Raw genomic sequence first — 16,559 nt, 5'->3', positions numbered from 1 at the left:
GTTGGGTGACATTCAACGAACATCCGGAATTATCCGGCGCGACATTCCTGGAGGATTCGGAAGACATCAGGGACCGCCCGAACGATGTCCGAGGCAGTCAGGGGTCCTCCAGCGGAGGCGGCACTGCCTGCCATTCCGTGGATGCTTGCACCTGCGGCCGCAACCGCCGCCCATCTCTCGTCCGCGGCGATTCCCAAGGCAGCAAAGGGGCCGTCGTCGTCCAACCCGGACTCTGCAAAAGAGGCAGCCAGGGCACCAAGGATCCCGCCGAGGACGTCCCCGCTTCCCGCCGTCGACATCCATGGGCATCCCTCGGATTGACTGAACACCCCTCCGGAGGGGGACGCAATCAGTGTTGTGGCACCTTTGAGGAGTACAACCGCCCCCGTGTGTTCCGCGGCCATGCGGACGAAGTGCAGTGGCCGGGACTCCACATCCTCGCGCGTGAAGCGTACTTCGCCGCGGCCAAGGAGGTCGGCCAGCTCCCCCGCGTGCGGAGTCAGGATCCAGTTGGGCGGGCAGCGTTCCGGAAGGAGCCCCAGCGCTCCGGCGTCGACGACGGCGGGCTGGCCGGCTCCGGACGCTGCGGCCAGTACGTCACGGGCCCGCTTGAGTTGTTCGGCTCCGTCCAGGCCGGGACCGAGCAGCCATGCTTGGACCCGACCTGGTTCGGCCGGCTCCCAGATAGCCTCGGGAGTGCGACCCAGGACATGCCGCGCCACAACTTCCGGTCCGAGGTACCGCACCATTCCCGCGCCGGACGCCGCAGCGGCCTGGACAGAGAGGGCTGCAGCCCCCGTGTAGCGCTCTGAACCGGCGACGACGCCCAGGACTCCCCGGGTGTATTTCTGAGCCCGGCGCGCGGGGCCTGGCAGGACAGCAGCCAAGTCACGGACAGACAAGCGGCGCAGGAGGGGTGCCGGAAGATGACCCTCAATGCCGATGGGTACCAGGAGTACTCGGCCGGCACAGCCCTCGCCGGGGTCGGCCATCAGTCCAGCCTTGACTCCCCCGAATACAACCGTCATCCGCGCCGTCAGCACAGGCCAGTGGACTTCGCCTGTGTCCGCGTCCACGCCGCTGGGACTATCGCAAGCCACGACCAAGTCCGGTCTTAGCTCCTGCAAGGCAGCAATCAATTCCGCGGCCGGACCGCTGAGGCCTCCCCGGGCGCCCGTGCCCAGGATGGCATCTATGACCACGTCGTCGCTGGCACTTAGCACTGCTAGCTCTTCGGCATTGTCCTCGTTCAGGACGTGCACGCGTCCACCGGACGCCCTAAAGGCCGCCAAAGCGTCCGGATGGGCAGAACCGGCGGTGAGCACCGCCGTCGTGCGCATGCCACGGCGAGCAAGCATTGCTGCGGCGAAGAGACCGTCCCCGCCGTTGTTGCCCTTGCCCGCCAGTACCGTAACGCTGGAGCCGTAGACGCGGCGGCCCTCCGAACGGAATTCACGGACGACCGCGTTTGCCAGGCCATGGGCCGCCCGCTGCATGAGAACAGCGCCTTCACCGATATCAAGAAGCGGTTGTTCCGCTGCCCTGATCTGTGTTCCGGTGAAGGCGCTGATCATGTTGCTTGGGTTGTTAAGCTTCGGCGATGACCATGGCGGTAGCAATGCCGCCATCGTGGCTCATGGATACGTGCCAGCGTTTCACGCCTTTTGAGTCCGCGACTGCCAGCACGGTGCCCTTGACCTTGATTGTGGGGCCGTTCTGGTCAAGGCCGATCCAGCAGTCTTGCCAGTTCATGCCCGCCGGAGCCCCCAATACCTTGGCCACAGCCTCCTTGGCCGCGAAGCGCGCCGCCAAAGAGCGCGTGTTGAGCTCGCGTTCCGCGGGAACGAACAAACGGTCCCGGAGCCCGGGAGTTCGCTCGAGCTGGCGCCCAAAGCGCTCAATGTCTACGACGTCTACGCCTATGCCAACAATCATGGGGTTATTCTACGGTCACGCTCTTGGCAAGGTTACGAGGCTGGTCCACGTCGTACCCCTTGGCCTTAGCCAGCTCTGCCGCGAAAATCTGCAGCGGAACGGTGGTGAGCAGCGGCATCAGGAGAGGTGGCGTCTGCGGGACATAGAAGACGTGCTCAGCGTAGGCCCGCACGTCTTCGTCGCCTTCTTCGGCTATCACCAGGGTGCGCGCGCCGCGGGCACGGATTTCCTGGATGTTGCTGACTACCTTTGCGTGGAGGGAGTCGCGGCCACGCGGGGACGGGACCACCACGAAGACGGGCTGTCCTTCGTCGATGAGGGCAATCGGCCCGTGCTTGAGCTCGCCGGCAGCAAACCCTTCGGCGTGGATGTAGGCGATTTCTTTGAGCTTCAAAGCGCCCTCAAGCGCCACGGGGAAGCCCACGTGGCGGCCCAAGAACAGCACCGATTTCTCGTCCTTCATGCTGCGGGCGAGTTCGCGGATGGGGCCCGCATTGTCGAGGATCTTCTGGATCTTCGCCGGGATCTTGCCAAGGTCCGCCAAGACGTCCTTGATCTGGCCTGAGAAGATGTTTCCGCGCAACTGGGCCAGGTAGAGGCCCAGCAGGTAGGCGGCTGTGATCTGGGCGAGGAAAGCCTTGGTCGAAGCGACGGCGATCTCCGGCCCGGCGTGCGTGTAAAGCACCGCATCCGATTCGCGCGGGATCGTTGATCCGTTGGTGTTGCAGATCGAGATCGTCTTGGCGCCCTGCTCGCGGGCGTAACGGACGGCCATCAGCGTGTCCATGGTTTCACCGGACTGGCTGATGGACACCACGAGGGTGTTCGCGTCAACGATCGGGTCGCGGTAGCGGAACTCATGCGCGAGCTCTACTTCGGTGGGGATACGGCACCAGTTCTCAATGGCGTATTTGGCGACCATCCCGGCATATGCGGCCGTGCCACAAGCCAGGACGATGATCTTGTTGACCTGCTTCAGCAACTCGGGGTCGATCCGGACTTCGCTCAAGGTCAGCTTGCCGTTGATGTCCGAGCGGCCGAGGAGGGTCTGGGTGACGGCGTCCGGTTGGTCGTGGATTTCCTTCTCCATGAAGGAGCTGAACCCGCCCTTTTCTGCGGAGGCCGGATCCCAGTCCACGTGGTATTCCTTGCCCTGGGCGGGGGCGCCGAAAAAGTCGGTGATCTCGACGGTGTCCGCCGTGATGGTGACGATCTGGTCCTGGCCAAGCTCGACGGCGCGGCGCGTGTGGTCGATGAAGCCGGAAACGTCCGAGCCGAGGAAGTTCTCGCCTTCGCCGAGTCCTACGACAAGGGGGGAGTTGCGCCGAGCGGCCACGACGACGTCGGGCCGCTCAGCGTGCACGGCGAGGAGCGTGAACGCTCCTTCGAGCTGCTGGCAGGCAAGCTGCATCGCTTTCGTGAGCTTGCCGTTGGAGGTGTCGCCGTTGAGTTGGTTGCGGAAGATATCGCCCAGCAGGGCGGCCGCGACCTCGGTGTCAGTTTCCGAGGCGAAGGTGACACCCTTGGCAATGAGCTCCTGCTTGAGCTCGGCGAAGTTTTCGATGATTCCGTTGTGGATCAGGGCCAAGCGTCCACTATCAGCCAGATGCGGGTGGGCGTTCTGGTCAGTGGGTCCGCCGTGAGTGGCCCAGCGGGTGTGGCCGATGCCGGTCAGCGAGTCAGGGAGCGGATTGGTCTCGAGTTCGCTTAACAGATTGCTGAGTTTTCCGGACTTCTTCCGGGATGCGATGGTTCCATCGGCGACCACGGCGACGCCGGCTGAGTCATAGCCCCGGTACTCAAGACGACGAAGTCCTTCGAGTACGACGTCGAGAGCCGAGTGCCCGGCATCTGCCCGGCGGGATGAATTGCCAACGTATCCTACGATTCCACACATGCCTACAAGAGTAGCGGGTGCCCCGTGAAATGGACGTAGGATATCCGGCCCCGCAAGCAAGCCAGGTCCCGGAATTCGCCGGATCGAGCGCCTTTTCCAGAGAGCATGCTCACACAAATTCTTCCCGCCGTTCATGCTGTATTTCCGGATCAGCCAACAGAGGGGCAGAATCTCTATAGTGACTTTGCAACGCAACGAAGCGAACGGCGACAGCTCCTCCCCGTTCGTGGAGCTGGACAGGCAGACGTGGTCCCGGCTGGGTGCACAGATGGAGCAGCCGCTTAACGAAGAGGACATCATCCGGCTTCGCGGCCTCGGTGATCCCTTGGACATGAAGGAAATCCGCGAGGTCTACCTTCCGCTCTCCCGTTTGCTGCATCTTTACGTCCAAGCATCCCAGCAGCTCCATGCAGCCACAACGACGTTCCTTGGTGAGCAAACCCAGCGCACACCCTTCGTGATCGGCGTCGCGGGTTCCGTGGCGGTCGGCAAGTCCACGATCGCCCGCGTGCTGCGAGAAATGCTCCGCCGTTGGCCGGGCACTCCGAACGTCGAGTTGATCACCACTGACGGATTCCTGTACCCACTGGCCGAATTGAAGCGACGGCATTTGCTTGAGCGCAAGGGCTTTCCAGAGTCCTACGACCGCCGGGCACTGCTTCGTTTCGTGAGTGCGATCAAGGGCGGCGCCGAAGAGGTCCGGGCTCCCTGGTATTCGCACGTCACCTACGACATCGTCCCGGACAAGGAAGTAGTGGTCCGGCGGCCTGACGTCCTCATCGTCGAGGGCCTCAACGTGTTGGCGCCTGCCCGTCCCCGTCAGGACGGCCGGCAGGGACTGGCGCTGAGCGACTTCTTTGATTTCTCCATTTACGTTGACGCCAAGACATCGTACATCGAAGACTGGTACGTGGACCGTTTCCGGAAGCTTCGGAGCACGGCCTTCGCCCAGCCCGAATCCTATTTCCACCGTTATGCGACGCTCTCCGATGCCGAGGCGGAAGCCACTGCCCGCGGCATTTGGAAACGCATCAACGAGCCCAACCTTGAGGAAAACGTGCTCCCCACCCGCGGCCGGGCGCAACTTGTCCTCACCAAGGATGCCGATCATTCCATCCGCCGCATGCTGCTCCGGAAGGTCTAGCACGGATGTGCCACAACTGCGGCCCTAGCCGAAGGTCCTTCACAACCCTTTTGGCGGCAGGCGCGGGAATGACGGCTTTGGCTGCCTGTACCCCGGGTAGCCCGGCCGCTTCACCCGCTGCGGCCCCGCCCCCCTCAGGTTCCCAAACAGCGACGCCGACGCCGGCGGTGGCGACCACGACGGCGGTCCCGGCCCCTGCGACGAGCGAAGCACCGTCGTCGAGCGCGCCGCCCTCCCAAGCGCCGCCGTCGGGAGCGCTGTCCCAAAAGTATTCCCTGAGCGACCCTGCGAGCCAATGGGTCATCGTCAACAAGCACCGTCCGTTGACTCCCTTGCAGTTCGTCCCCCCGGATCTGGTACAGCCTCATGTCCAACTCGCGGTCAGCGGAGAAGCCGCGTTGCTCAACACCACAACTGCCGCGGCGGCAGAAAAGCTCTTCGCCGGAGCGGCCTCGGCAGGGGTGACCATGACTTTGGCCTCCGGCTACCGCTCTTTCCAAACCCAAACCGCCACGTACAACGGCTATGTGGACTCGCGCGGCCAGGCTTCAGCGGACACGGCCTCCGCCCGTCCAGGGTTCTCGGAACACCAGACCGGTTGGGCGTTCGATATCGGCGACGGCGGCGGGGCGTGCAGCTTCCAGCCTTGCTTCGCGGTGCAGCCAGCCGCTGTTTGGGCCAAGGCCAACGCATTCAAATATGGATTTGTTGTCAGGTACCCGTGGATGCTCCATGAAATCACCGGCTATTACTACGAGCCCTGGCACTTGCGCTTCGTCGGGGTTGAGGCCGCAACGGATATGGCCAATCGTGGGATCGGCACCCTCGAGGAATATTTCGGCCTGGAAGCGGCACCGGGCTACCTGTAGCGGTTGACCAACCATCAACAGAGTCCATCGGCAAGTACTTGAACCAACTGTGGCCCATCTCCTCGCGGAGACGGGCCACAGTTGTTTTCGGTCTTTTTGTTGCGCCCGGGACTAGAGCGCCAGTTCACTCGGAATCGTGAGGCGGTCTTCGACGACGCCGGCGAGTTCAGTGCATATGCGAGTGGCGGTTTCCATGTCTGCGGCCTCGACCATCACACGGACCAGCGCTTCGGTGCCCGATGGGCGCAGGAGCACCCGGCCGGTATCGCCAAGTTCGAGCTCGGCGGCAGCCACCGCAGCCACCACACCCTCGTCCGTGGCGGCCCGGGACTTGTCCACGCCCTTCACGTTGATCATGAGCTGCGGCAGCTTGGTCATAACGCGGGCGAGGTCTTGGAGGGTACGGCCGGTGCCGGCAACCCGGGCGGCAATCTGCAGACCGGTCAGGACGCCGTCGCCAGTGGTCGCGTAGTCGGAGAAGATCACATGGCCCGACTGCTCCCCACCAAGGCTGAAGCCGCCGTCGCGCATTTCCTCCAGGACGTAGCGGTCCCCTACCGCCGTCTCGCGGATGGTGATTCCAGCATCACGCAATGCGATCTTAAGCCCGAGGTTGCTCATCACTGTGGCCACCAGGACGTCGTCCTTCAGCTTTCCGGACTCTTTCAGAGCGACGGCCAAGATCGCCATGATCTGGTCGCCGTCTACCTCCGTGCCTTCGTGGTCCACGGCCAGGCAGCGGTCGGCGTCGCCATCGTGGGCTATGCCGAAGTCCGCACCGTGCTTGACGACCGCTTCCTTGAGCTGGCCAAGGTGCGTGGATCCGACGCCGTCGTTGATGTTCAAGCCATCGGGTTCCGCACCAATCACCACAACTTCGGCGCCGGCACTAGCGAAGACCTGCGGGGAACAGCCGCTGGCCGCACCGTGGGCGCAGTCCAAGACGACTTTAAGGCCCTCAAGGCGGCGCGTGAGCGTGCCGAGCAAGTGGACGATGTAGCGGTCCTCGGCGTCCGAGAAGCGTTGGATGCGGCCGACGTCGCCGCCTACTGGACGTGAAGGTTCCTTGCCGAGCTGAGCCTCAATTGCGTCCTCTACCTCGTCCGGGAGCTTCTGGCCGCCGCGGGCAAAGAACTTAATCCCGTTGTCCGGCGCCGGGTTGTGCGACGCGGAGATCATGACGCCGAAGTCGGCATCGAGGTCAGCGACGAGGTAGGCCGCTGCGGGGGTGGGCAGCACACCGGCGTCGTACACGTCGATCCCGGAGCTCGAAAGCCCGGCTTCCACAGCTGCAGCGATAAACTCCCCGCTGGCGCGCGGGTCCCGGGCGACGACGGCGCGAGGCCGCTTTCCGTTGGCCGAGCGCTCGTGGCCCAAGACCACCGCAGCGGCTTGTGCCAACTGGAGAGCAAGCTCCGCGGTGAGCAATCCATTGGCGAGACCACGCACGCCATCTGTTCCAAATAATCTAGCCATCGCGTCCCAGTCTAGACGACGGCAGTCGCCCTTCCGCCGAGCCGCTCCGGTTTGGCAGTCTCAGAGACCAACCGAACGCGGTTGTTTAACGACGAAAGCCCGCCCCGCCACACGGCGGAACGGGCTTTCGTAGAAGCGGACTTAGCGCTTGTGGATCCGAGCGCTAAAAAGCGCCGAGGGCCCCGTGATGATGTCGCGTCAGCGGCAACATCTCGGGTAGGCGCATTTTTAGCGCTTGGAGTACTGCTGAGCCTTGCGTGCCTTCTTGAGACCAGCCTTCTTACGCTCGATGACGCGGGCGTCACGACGCAGGAAACCGGCCTTCTTCAGCGTGGCGCGGTTGTTCTCGGTGTCGATCTCGTTCAGTGAACGGGCGATACCGAGACGCAGTGCGCCGGCCTGACCGGAAATGCCGCCACCGTGGATGCGTGCGAAGACGTCGTAGGCGCCGTCAAGATCAAGGATCTTGAAGGGCTCGTTGACGTCCTGCTGGTGCAGCTTGTTCGGGAAGTAGTTGGCCAGCTCGCGGCCGTTGATGATCCACTTGCCGGTGCCGGGCACGATGCGAACACGTGCAACAGCTTCTTTACGACGGCCAACTGCGGCGCCGGCAACAGTCAGTGCCGGGCGCTCCTTCTTCGGCACTTCTGCTTCCGCAGGACCGCTCTCCGAGGTGTAGCTGGTCAGGTTTTCCTCAGCCACAACGGCCTCGGTGGTCAGTTCTTCGTTCTGAGCCACGATTCTCCTTGATTAAAAGTTGGTTGGTGGCCAGGACTACTGGGCGACCTGGGTGATTTCGAAAGTCTTGGGCTGCTGGGCGGCGTGCGGGTGCTCTGCACCGCGGTAGACCTTCAACTTGCCCAGCTGCTGTGCAGCAAGGGAGTTCTTCGGGAGCATGCCCTTGATGGCCTTCTCCACGGCGCGGACCGGGTTGGATTCCAGCAGCTCCGCGTAGTTGACGGAGGTCAGGCCGCCCGGGTAGCCGGAGTGGCGGTATGCGCGCTTCTGCTCCAGCTTGGCGCCGGTCAGGGCAACCTTTTCAGCGTTGATGATGATGACGAAGTCGCCCATGTCCATGTGGGACGCAAAGGTCGGCTTGTGCTTTCCGCGCAGCAGTGTTGCGGTCTGGCTGGCAAGACGACCAAGGACAACATCGGTGGCGTCAATGACGTGCCACTGGCGGTTGATATCGCCGGGCTTCGGGGTGTACGTACGCACGGTTTTGCCTCGTTCTTGTTCTGGCGTTCATGTTTTAGGCGGCACGCTTGGAGCGTGTGCCTACTAGGTATGCGTTACCGGAGCAGAGGTGAGGGCTCTATGTACCAGTTATCCCGAAGTCCCGATATGCCTGTCGGGTTAACGATCCTGCAACGGGATCCCCAAGCGGGCATGTGTCATCGAGAAAGGACACGCACAACGACTATCAACAATAGCGGCAAGGAGCTTCAGGGTCAAAATAGCGACGAGACTCACCTATAGTGCTCGCGAAATGGGGTGCGTGCCTCATTTGGGAAACGCTCGCGAAATCACCGGGCCGCCACGGGCGCGGCGGTGACGATGAGGGATGGACCTGTCGTTGGGAACGCGTAGGGATATCACGAAGAAGTACGCCACCGGTTATGCGAAGTCATCGAAGACGGCCAAGGGTCTGATTTTGGACGAGCTCGTGGCTGTTACGGGGTGGTCCCGGGCCAACGCCCGCCGGGCGCTGTCCACGGCGCGCAAGCGGAAGGGCCCTGCGAAGACGGTGGCGCGGAAGCCGCGGGGGCGGTCCTACGGCTATGACGTGCTGAAGGTCCTGATCAGTGTGTGGCGGCTGGCCGGGATGCCGTCGGGCAAATACCTGGCCGTGACCATGGGTCTGTGGCTGCCCAGGCTCGAGACCTTCGGGGAACTCGATGCGAAGCGGCTCACCCCGGCGGTGAGGGCGCAGTTGCTGACGATCTCCGGAGCGACGATCGACCGGCTGCTTAAGCCCACGAAGGACGCGGACAGGCCCAAGGGGCTGTCCGCGACGAAGGCCGGGCCGTTGCTGCGGAACTCGATCACGGTCCGCAAGGCCGGCGATGAACACGAACAGGCCCCGGGGTTTATCGAGGCGGACATGGTCGTCCACTGCGGGCCCACCCTGGCCGGTGAATTCGCCAGGACCCTGACCGCCACAGACGTGTTCACCGGCTGGACCGAGAACGTCGCGGTCCGAAACGGCGCGCACAAATGGGTGCTGGAAGCCATGGATGAGATCCTCGTCCGCCTGCCGTTCCCCATGGTCGGTCTGGACACCGATTAAGCCGAGGAAAACGCTAAGCCGAGAGATGCCGGTTTTGTCCCGGGTTTCCGGGGATTCCGGACCATTCCTCGGTTTAGCGCTTTGCCTCGATTTTGGCGTTACCTTCGTCGTGTCCATAAACCCAACGAAGGGAAGGCATCATGGAGACGACAGTTATCGGGCTTGGTGAGCTGGTGGTGGCCGCCTTGGAAGCGGCGGGCTACAAGCAGTCGACGATGCTTGAATACAGGAAATGGCTTCGCCGCCTGGAGTTGCTCGCCCGGAAACAGGATGGCCTTTATACCGTAGGGTTAGGTGCGGAATTCGCCTCGATGACCACGAGCCCGCGGACCGGCAAGTTCAGTGACCAGCGTCGAAAGTCGTACGGCCGGTTGGTGAGGTTGCTGGATTCGTACTTTCTGACCGGTTCGGTGGATCTTTCCATGATGCCGCGAGGTGGTGGCAAGGCCGCTCCGCGGTCCGAGGAGCTTTGCCGGCTGCTGGCCGGGTGGTCAGTTGAGATGGGGCAACGCCACCTGGCGGTGAACACCCGGAACTCTTATGACCGCGAGGCTCGCGGGTACCTTCTCTATCTTGAAGACCAAGGGGTGACGTCGCTTCGGGAGGCCGGGGGTGCCAGCGTGCTGGGGTTCCTTGGATCGTTGCGGGGACCCTGGGCGGAATCATCGATGTGGTCGGCGGTCCTCAATCTGCGGGCCTTCCTGAAATTCCTGGACCGCGACGACCTGCAGGACGCCCTGGACTTGGCCAACGCCAAACGTCATCACGGGATCTTTCCAACCCTGGGCGACGAGGATGAACAGACGGTTCTCCGGGCCTGCACCGGGGGCTTGGTCGCGGCCCGGGATGCTGCCATCACCTTGCTGGCGTTGGTGACGGGCCTGCGCGCGTGCGACCTGATCGCCCTGCGGTTGGGTGACATCAACTGGCGGGAATCGACGATCGGGATCGTGCAGCAAAAAACGGGCAACCCGCTGACGCTTCCCTTGCTGCCGGCGATCGCAGACAGGCTTGCGGAGTATGTCCTCACCGAGCGTCCCGATGTCGGTAACGACCACGTATTCTTGCGGTCAGTGGCGCCCCACACCGAGTTCTCGGATCATTCGTCCATCTATGATGTGACCAGACGAACCTTCAGCGCGGCAGGAACGGACCGCCCGAAGGTCGGGACGAGGTTGCTGCGCCACAACGCCGCCACCAGGCTCCTGCGCGCGGGGACCCCGCTGCCGACGATCTCGGCGGTCCTTGGCCACTCCGGCCCGGATTCCACCAACGCGTATCTCTCCACCGACACCGAGCACATGCGAGCGTGCGTCCTCCCGCTGCCACCGGCTTTGCAACAAGGAGCGGGACGGTGAACGGGCCCAGATTCACCAGCGCGCTCGGCCCCGAGCTGGAGCGTTACCTTGCCTTCAAGAAAAGCATGGGCATCTACTGCGACACCCGGGTCTGGTATTTGAGGAGTTTCGACCGCTACTGCACGCAACGAGCCGTGGAGAACCTTGACCGGGCCACCGTTGAAGGCTGGGTTTCTTCCCTGATCGCATGCCTCCCGAACGGCCGCCGGTCGTGGATGTCATATATCAGGGACTTCGGCCGTTGGGAACGACTCAGTGGCGATGAGGACGCCTACGTTCTGTCTGACCAGTGGAGGTCCGACCTCGTCCGCCCGCAGCCATACCTGCTGACGAACAAGGAGATCACCAGGTTCTTCGATGCCGCGACACGGTTGGAGACCAGGTCCCCGTGGAGGTGGCAGGGGTCCGCGTTCTTCGCCCTCATGCATTCGTGCGGGTTGCGCACCTGCGAGGCGCGAGGGTTGGCGCCGGGGGACGTGAACCTGGCCGCGGGCATCATCGACGTGCTCTGGTCCAAGGGTAACCGCAGCCGGCAACTTCTCCTCACCGATCAGATCGTTGACGTTCTGGCTGATTGCGATCGTTCTTCGCGAGGCGTCTTCGGCAACGAACGGGCAGCCTTCTTCGTTTCCTCCACCGGCGACCCGGTGACGGGATCAATGGCTGCGTCCATGTTCCACAAGATCTGGGACCAGGCCGGGCTGCCGCAGCCCCCGGGAGGGAAGCAACCGCGGCCCTACGATTTTCGGCATCATTTTGCCTACGCCAACATCGAACGCTGGATGGCCGAAGGCACCGACGTCAACGCGATGCTGCCCTACCTGGCCAGGTATATGGGCCACGCCTCGCTTCAGAGCACGTACTACTACATCCATACATCCCCGGATTTCATGAACGGCTACGCCGACATCGTCCGTGAAGGCCAGGGGATTCTTCCCGAGGTGGGATTCGGATGAAACGCGACACCAGGAACGACACCCCCAACTTTTGGGGCTACGCAAGGAACTACCTGCACGAATACATGCCCCAAGTCAGGGGCCTGTCCCCGAAGACCATCGGGGCCTACCGGATTTCCCTGGAATGCTTCGTGGGCTACCTCGTGGACGAGCAATCCGTCCAGCGTAAGGACATCGGCTTCGAGCATTTCGAACGGAAGTTCCTCAAGGCATGGCTGATCTGGATGCGCGAAACCAAGCACTACCAGCCGAAGACGGTGGGCCTGCGCCTGACCGCCATCAAGGCGTTCCTGCGCTACGCCTCCCAGGAGGACCTCCGGCTGGTGGCCTTGCACGAAGCAGCCAAGGCGCTCAAGGCCCCCGCCGCGGCAATGAAGCCCATCGAATACCTGCAGGAGAACGAGACCGCCGCGATCCTTGCAGCCTGCACCGGCTCCACCCCGAAGTCGCGGCGCAACCGCATGCTGCTGATACTCCTCTACGAGTCCGCGGCACGCATCAGCGAACTCACCGGACTTGCCCTCGGTGACCTGACGCTGGCGAAACCGGCGCACCTGACACTTACCGGGAAAGGGAACAAAAGCCGCGTGGTGCCCCTTGGCGACAAAACCGTCGAGCACCTGCAGGTCTATCTCCAGGAGTTCCATCCCCAGCGTGCGGCCCTGCCGGCCACACGTCCGCTGTTCAACAGCCTCCACCATGGCGAACCGACCCGGCTTTCGGAAGACAGCGTCGCCACGATACTCAAGAAGGCCGGGGACATCGCCCGGGCAACTTGTCCGTCGATCCCCGTCAAGCTGCACTGCCACCTGTTCCGTAAGACAAAGGCGATGGACCTCTACAAGCAAGGAATCCCGCTGCCGATCATCATGCAACTGCTTGGACACGTTAGCGAGAGCACCACCTCGGCGTTCTACGCCTTCGCGACCTTGGACATGATGAAAGCAGCCCTGAACACGGCAGCTCCCGGCATCAGCCAGGCCACCGTGGAATGGCTCAGCGAAGAAAACCTGCAGAAGCTCTACACCCTCCGATAACCACGAAAATGCTAAGCCGAAGAAATGGTCCGGAATCCCCGGAAACCCGGGACAAAACCGGCATCTCTCGGCTTAGCGTTTTCCTCGGCTTAATCCGAACTAAACCGAATTCGGTTTAGTACCGACAACGGCGGGGAATTCATCAACCACGCCCTGATCAGATGGGCCGGCGAGAGGGACATCTACTTCACCCGCTCCCGGCCCTACAAGTCCAACGACAACGCCCACGTCGAGCAGAAGAACGGCGACGTGGTCCGCCGGCACGCCTTCCACTACCGCTACGACACCGCCGCCGAGCTGCACCTCCTCAACGCCCTCTACGCCCTGGTCCGGCTGAACCTCTTCACCGCCACCACCAAAGCAACCGGATGGCGCTCGAACAAACACGGGAAGAAAACCCGCGTCTACGACGAGCCACGGACCCCGTACCAGCGCGTCATCGACTCCGGAATCCTCACCGAAGCCAAAGCCGCCGAACTCGCAGCACTGATGGAGACCACGAACCCGGCAGACCTCACCCGGGGCATCACCACCATCCAGACCCAGCTCATCGCCCTCGCCGCAGCAAAAACACAGGCCCTTGAAACATCATCCACGCCAGCACAAATAGATGAGGCACGGGAACTCATTTCGCGAGCATCTTGACCTGAGGCATTACGAATAGGCTGGTAACCAGTGTGAACAACTGAGACTCCGTCCTGAGCTCCTAGGAGACGCCATGACAGCAACTGCCGCCCAGCCCTTGCTTGTGGCTGCCCTCGGGCTCCTAGGGCTACTCACGAGCCCCCTGGCAGAACTCCTGATAGCCAGATCCCTGCCCCGCCTCGGCGGACTCCCCTACCCGACCATCCGAATGACGACGGCGGTGGCCACCGGAGTGTTGTTTGCCCTCCTGGAGCTCCGGTTCGGCTGGTCTCCTACGCTCCCTGCGTATCTCCTCTTGATGGTGCTGGCTGTGCAGCTGTCGCGCTTGGATGTGGCGCACCATTTGCTGCCGAACCCGTTGGTGCTGTTGCTACTTGCAGCCGGTTTTGTCCTGTTGACTACGTCCGCTGCGCTGCTTCCAGACTGGCCGGGACTGCTGCGCGGGGCTGCCGGCGGGCTCATTTTGTTCCTCGGGTACTTGATTCTTGGATTAATTTCTCCGGGCGGCCTCGGAATGGGCGATGTGAAGCTCGCCGCGCCACTCGGAATGTACTTGGGCTACTTGGGCTGGAGCCACGTGTTCTACGGGGGGCTGCTGGGGTTCGTGGTGGGCGGGGTAATGACGGTGCTGGTGTTGCGCCTGAAGCGCGGAATCAAGCCCGCCGAAGTCGCTCACGGACCGGCCATGTTCGCCGCGGCAATTGGAGTGGTACTGCTCGTTCCTTGAGGCTCGGGCCATGTCACAGGTTCCCCTCCAAGCCCGCGCGTCCCATCTTTACGGCTACCTAGGTAGTCACTAACCAGAAAAACCGAGTACCTGCGACGGTCCTTTCGAGTAGTCCACGCCACCGTCCCCCGAAAAGACGAGTACCACTACGCATTGTTTGTTAACCCTCTCAAGGGCAATTCTTGTCCTATCGAAATCCGAACGCCAAACGGGATATGCAGGCAACTGGAATTCGTAGACAAATTCACTTATCTGGGAAGGTTTTTCCAATGTCAACTCTCGTGGTTTCCGTCATTGCTTTCGTCGCCGGCGTCAAAGATCGCCTCACCTCCGAAAAGGGAGCAACAGCGACTGAATATTCGCTGCTGGTGGCCTTCATTGCTTTGGTCATCATCGTTGGCGTCACCGCTTTCGGTGGCGCACTCAACACTTGGTACAACAACATTGCGGCAACCGTCGGCGGATGGCACCACTAGTCCCGTTCGTTCTATCGAAGGGTTTTCCAATGTCATCTCTCATAGTTTCCGTCATAGCATTCGTCGCAAGCGTCAAGGATCGGCTTACTTCGGAAAAGGGGGCCACGGCAACGGAATACTCGCTGCTGGTCGCTTTCATCGCACTCGTCATCATCGTAGGCGTCACCGCTTTCGGTGGCGCACTGAACACCTGGTACAACAACATTGCAGCGACCGTCGGTGGATGGAACCACTAACCCCGTAAGGTCCAAAGGCAATGCCAACGGTGCCGCGCCCGCTCAACGCGGGCGCGGCCCAACCGTTTCCGGGAAATCAATAACCGGCCTTCGTTCAATTCCAAAAGCTGCTTAGTCCTCTGGGGGATAACATGATCCGCAGCAAAGCAAGAAAGAAAGATGAACACGGTGCTGTCGCAGTGGAATTCGCGCTGGTTGCGCCGATTCTCCTTCTGTTGATTGTTGCGATCATCGAATTCTCTTATTTTTACAATCTCCAAATATCCGTGACGCAAGCGGCCCGCGAAGCCGCTCGGACCATGGCCGTCACTAACGACGTCAGCAAATCGCAGGCCGCAGCTGTAGCCGGAGCACCAAGCATCAGCCTGTCTCCGGCAAACGTCGGCCTGTCAGGAGCATGCACGCCTGGGGCAAATGTGCAGGCCACGGTGACCTTCAACGCACCTTCCTTGACCGGCTTCTTTACTCCGTCGATCACGGTCACCGGAAAGGGGGCCATGCAATGCGGCGGCTAACACTTCGACCCCTGAAACAGGGGGGCGAGCGAGGTGCAGCCGGCATCATTGTGGCACTCATGATCCTGGTACTGATCGGAGTTGGCGCAATGGCTGTGGATATGGGCCAAATTTACGAAGAACGCGCCCAGCTGCAAAACGGTGCAGATGCCGGGGCCCTCGCGGTCGCGAATAGTTGCGTCAAGGGCGCCTGCAACACCTCGCTGGCCGGCCCCCTAGCCAATGCCAACGCGAATGACGGTGCCAGCACCGTGAATTCTGTAGATTTGAGCGTCCAAGGCCAGGTGACCGTCTCAACATCCACCAAGGATGGCAGCTCCGGGGCGGGGTTCTTAAGCAAGATGTTCTCGAACGCCTTGAACGTTCCGCCGGTCACCGTCGGAGCCATCGCCACCGCGAGTTGGACAACGGTTCCCGCACCAGGGGCACTTCCCCTGGTCTTTGACCAATGCCAAGTCGGGCCGGCCTATGCACCTCCAGGAACCACAGTCATCATCAAAGAACACGGCAAGAGTCCATGCGTCGGCAGTCCTTCAGGGCACCACATACCGGGAGGCTTCGGCTGGCTGACCGAAACCGGAACCTGCCAGGCCCTTCCCGACGCCAACGGCTGGGTCGGCTCCGCACCAGGTAATGCCAAATTTCCCAGCGACTGCACGTCAACGACTGATTCATGGCGCGCGGCAATCGACTACTCCCAAAATAGGTTCGCCTTCGCATATTTTCCGATTTTCGACGATGGTTCCGGAAACGGAAATGGGACATTTCACGTCATCGGTTACGCGATGTTCGAACTGCACGGGTGGGATTTCGTGCAGAACTCCGACGGGTTGCCCCCAGGGAAGGCCGACCCCGCTTGCGCGGGCCTTGGCGCAAACAACCGAGGCATCTGCGGGAAGTTCCTGAGGACTATTCCGTTGGCGGCGGCGGCCTTAGCGGGCGGGCCGTACTTCCAAACTTCCGTCGTAAAGCTCATCAAATAGTGCATTTCTAAGGGG

General features: G+C 62.1%; 18 protein-coding genes. 12 read left to right on the top strand and 6 right to left on the bottom strand.

The genetic code is table 11. The annotated features are described in order from the left end of the window. Positions 1–29: 29 nt before the first annotated feature. The 3 genes from AC3ANQ_RS05650 to glmS are packed head-to-tail and all read right to left on the bottom strand — an operon-like array spanning position 30 to position 3,832. Positions 30–1,574: an NAD(P)H-hydrate epimerase gene (locus AC3ANQ_RS05650; RefSeq protein ID WP_488304182.1), complete on the bottom strand. Its 1,545-nt coding sequence runs from the start codon at positions 1,572–1,574 to the stop codon at positions 30–32. Positions 1,575–1,587: 13 nt separating this feature from the next. Beyond that, a complete protein-coding gene (locus tag AC3ANQ_RS05645; protein ID WP_265976849.1) occupies positions 1,588–1,935 on the bottom strand; it encodes a holo-ACP synthase in 348 nt (115 codons plus the stop codon). A gap of 4 nt (positions 1,936–1,939) precedes the next feature. Continuing rightward, positions 1,940–3,832, bottom strand: coding sequence for a glutamine--fructose-6-phosphate transaminase (isomerizing) (gene glmS, locus AC3ANQ_RS05640; RefSeq protein WP_488304181.1), 1,893 nt, complete (start codon positions 3,830–3,832; stop codon positions 1,940–1,942). A 133-nt stretch (positions 3,833–3,965) separates the two neighbouring features. Here glmS and coaA point away from each other — a divergent pair, with 133 nt between their 5' ends. After that, positions 3,966–4,976 (top strand): type I pantothenate kinase, encoded by a 1,011-nt coding sequence (coaA, locus tag AC3ANQ_RS05635; RefSeq protein WP_268020774.1) that lies wholly within the window; start codon positions 3,966–3,968, stop codon positions 4,974–4,976. Positions 4,977–4,981: 5 nt separating this feature from the next. After that, positions 4,982–5,845 carry a M15 family metallopeptidase gene (locus tag AC3ANQ_RS05630; RefSeq protein ID WP_488304180.1) on the top strand — a complete coding sequence of 288 codons (864 nt, stop codon included), beginning with the start codon at positions 4,982–4,984 and terminating at the stop codon, positions 5,843–5,845. Between the two features lie 111 nt (positions 5,846–5,956). On the opposite strand, the gene glmM is transcribed toward AC3ANQ_RS05630, so the two are convergent. The 3 genes from glmM to rplM form a co-directional block, all read right to left on the bottom strand. Then, positions 5,957–7,321, bottom strand: coding sequence for a phosphoglucosamine mutase (gene glmM / locus AC3ANQ_RS05625; protein WP_488304179.1), 1,365 nt, complete (start codon positions 7,319–7,321; stop codon positions 5,957–5,959). Between the two features lie 228 nt (positions 7,322–7,549). Beyond that, on the bottom strand, positions 7,550–8,059 hold the full coding sequence (gene rpsI / locus AC3ANQ_RS05620; RefSeq protein ID WP_488304178.1) for a 30S ribosomal protein S9: 510 nt from the start codon (positions 8,057–8,059) through the stop codon (positions 7,550–7,552). Between the two features lie 36 nt (positions 8,060–8,095). Then, positions 8,096–8,539, bottom strand: coding sequence for a 50S ribosomal protein L13 (gene rplM / locus AC3ANQ_RS05615; RefSeq protein ID WP_024817563.1), 444 nt, complete (start codon positions 8,537–8,539; stop codon positions 8,096–8,098). A 358-nt stretch (positions 8,540–8,897) separates the two neighbouring features. Here rplM and AC3ANQ_RS05610 point away from each other — a divergent pair, with 358 nt between their 5' ends. The 10 genes from AC3ANQ_RS05610 to AC3ANQ_RS05565 all read left to right on the top strand — a co-directional run bounded on the left by AC3ANQ_RS05610 (position 8,898) and on the right by AC3ANQ_RS05565 (position 16,544). Continuing rightward, the gene (locus tag AC3ANQ_RS05610; protein WP_488304177.1) at positions 8,898–9,611 is read left to right on the top strand and encodes a hypothetical protein; all 714 of its coding nucleotides are present in this window, start codon (positions 8,898–8,900) and stop codon (positions 9,609–9,611) included. A 140-nt stretch (positions 9,612–9,751) separates the two neighbouring features. Next, entirely contained in the window at positions 9,752–10,969 is a 1,218-nt protein-coding gene (locus AC3ANQ_RS05605; RefSeq protein WP_488302187.1) for a site-specific integrase, read from the top strand. Next, entirely contained in the window at positions 10,966–11,925 is a 960-nt protein-coding gene (locus AC3ANQ_RS05600; protein ID WP_488302186.1) for a tyrosine-type recombinase/integrase, read from the top strand. Before AC3ANQ_RS05605 ends, AC3ANQ_RS05600 begins: the two co-directional genes overlap by 4 nt. Further along, positions 11,922–12,962: a tyrosine-type recombinase/integrase gene (locus AC3ANQ_RS05595; protein ID WP_488302185.1), complete on the top strand. Its 1,041-nt coding sequence runs from the start codon at positions 11,922–11,924 to the stop codon at positions 12,960–12,962. Before AC3ANQ_RS05600 ends, AC3ANQ_RS05595 begins: the two co-directional genes overlap by 4 nt. Before the next feature lie 249 nt (positions 12,963–13,211). Further along, complete coding sequence (locus tag AC3ANQ_RS05590; RefSeq protein WP_488304176.1) at positions 13,212–13,607, top strand: hypothetical protein; 396 nt, start codon at positions 13,212–13,214, stop codon at positions 13,605–13,607. Between the two features lie 73 nt (positions 13,608–13,680). Then, positions 13,681–14,334, top strand: coding sequence for a prepilin peptidase (locus AC3ANQ_RS05585; RefSeq protein WP_488304175.1), 654 nt, complete (start codon positions 13,681–13,683; stop codon positions 14,332–14,334). A gap of 269 nt (positions 14,335–14,603) precedes the next feature. Further along, positions 14,604–14,810 (top strand): Flp family type IVb pilin, encoded by a 207-nt coding sequence (locus AC3ANQ_RS05580; protein ID WP_488304174.1) that lies wholly within the window; start codon positions 14,604–14,606, stop codon positions 14,808–14,810. 29 nt (positions 14,811–14,839) lie between these two features. Further along, positions 14,840–15,046 (top strand): Flp family type IVb pilin, encoded by a 207-nt coding sequence (locus AC3ANQ_RS05575; RefSeq protein WP_488304173.1) that lies wholly within the window; start codon positions 14,840–14,842, stop codon positions 15,044–15,046. 131 nt (positions 15,047–15,177) lie between these two features. Beyond that, complete coding sequence (locus tag AC3ANQ_RS05570; RefSeq protein ID WP_488304172.1) at positions 15,178–15,561, top strand: TadE/TadG family type IV pilus assembly protein; 384 nt, start codon at positions 15,178–15,180, stop codon at positions 15,559–15,561. After that, complete coding sequence (locus AC3ANQ_RS05565; protein ID WP_488304171.1) at positions 15,444–16,544, top strand: TadE/TadG family type IV pilus assembly protein; 1,101 nt, start codon at positions 15,444–15,446, stop codon at positions 16,542–16,544. The genes AC3ANQ_RS05570 and AC3ANQ_RS05565 overlap by 118 nt, the downstream gene beginning before the upstream one ends. The last annotated feature ends 15 nt before the right edge of the window (positions 16,545–16,559 follow it).

It is taken from the genome of Arthrobacter sp. DMZ02-1R (assembly GCF_057747935.1).
The sequence above is the reverse complement of the archived record's forward strand: the minus strand, read 5'-3'. Positions and strand labels throughout refer to the sequence as shown.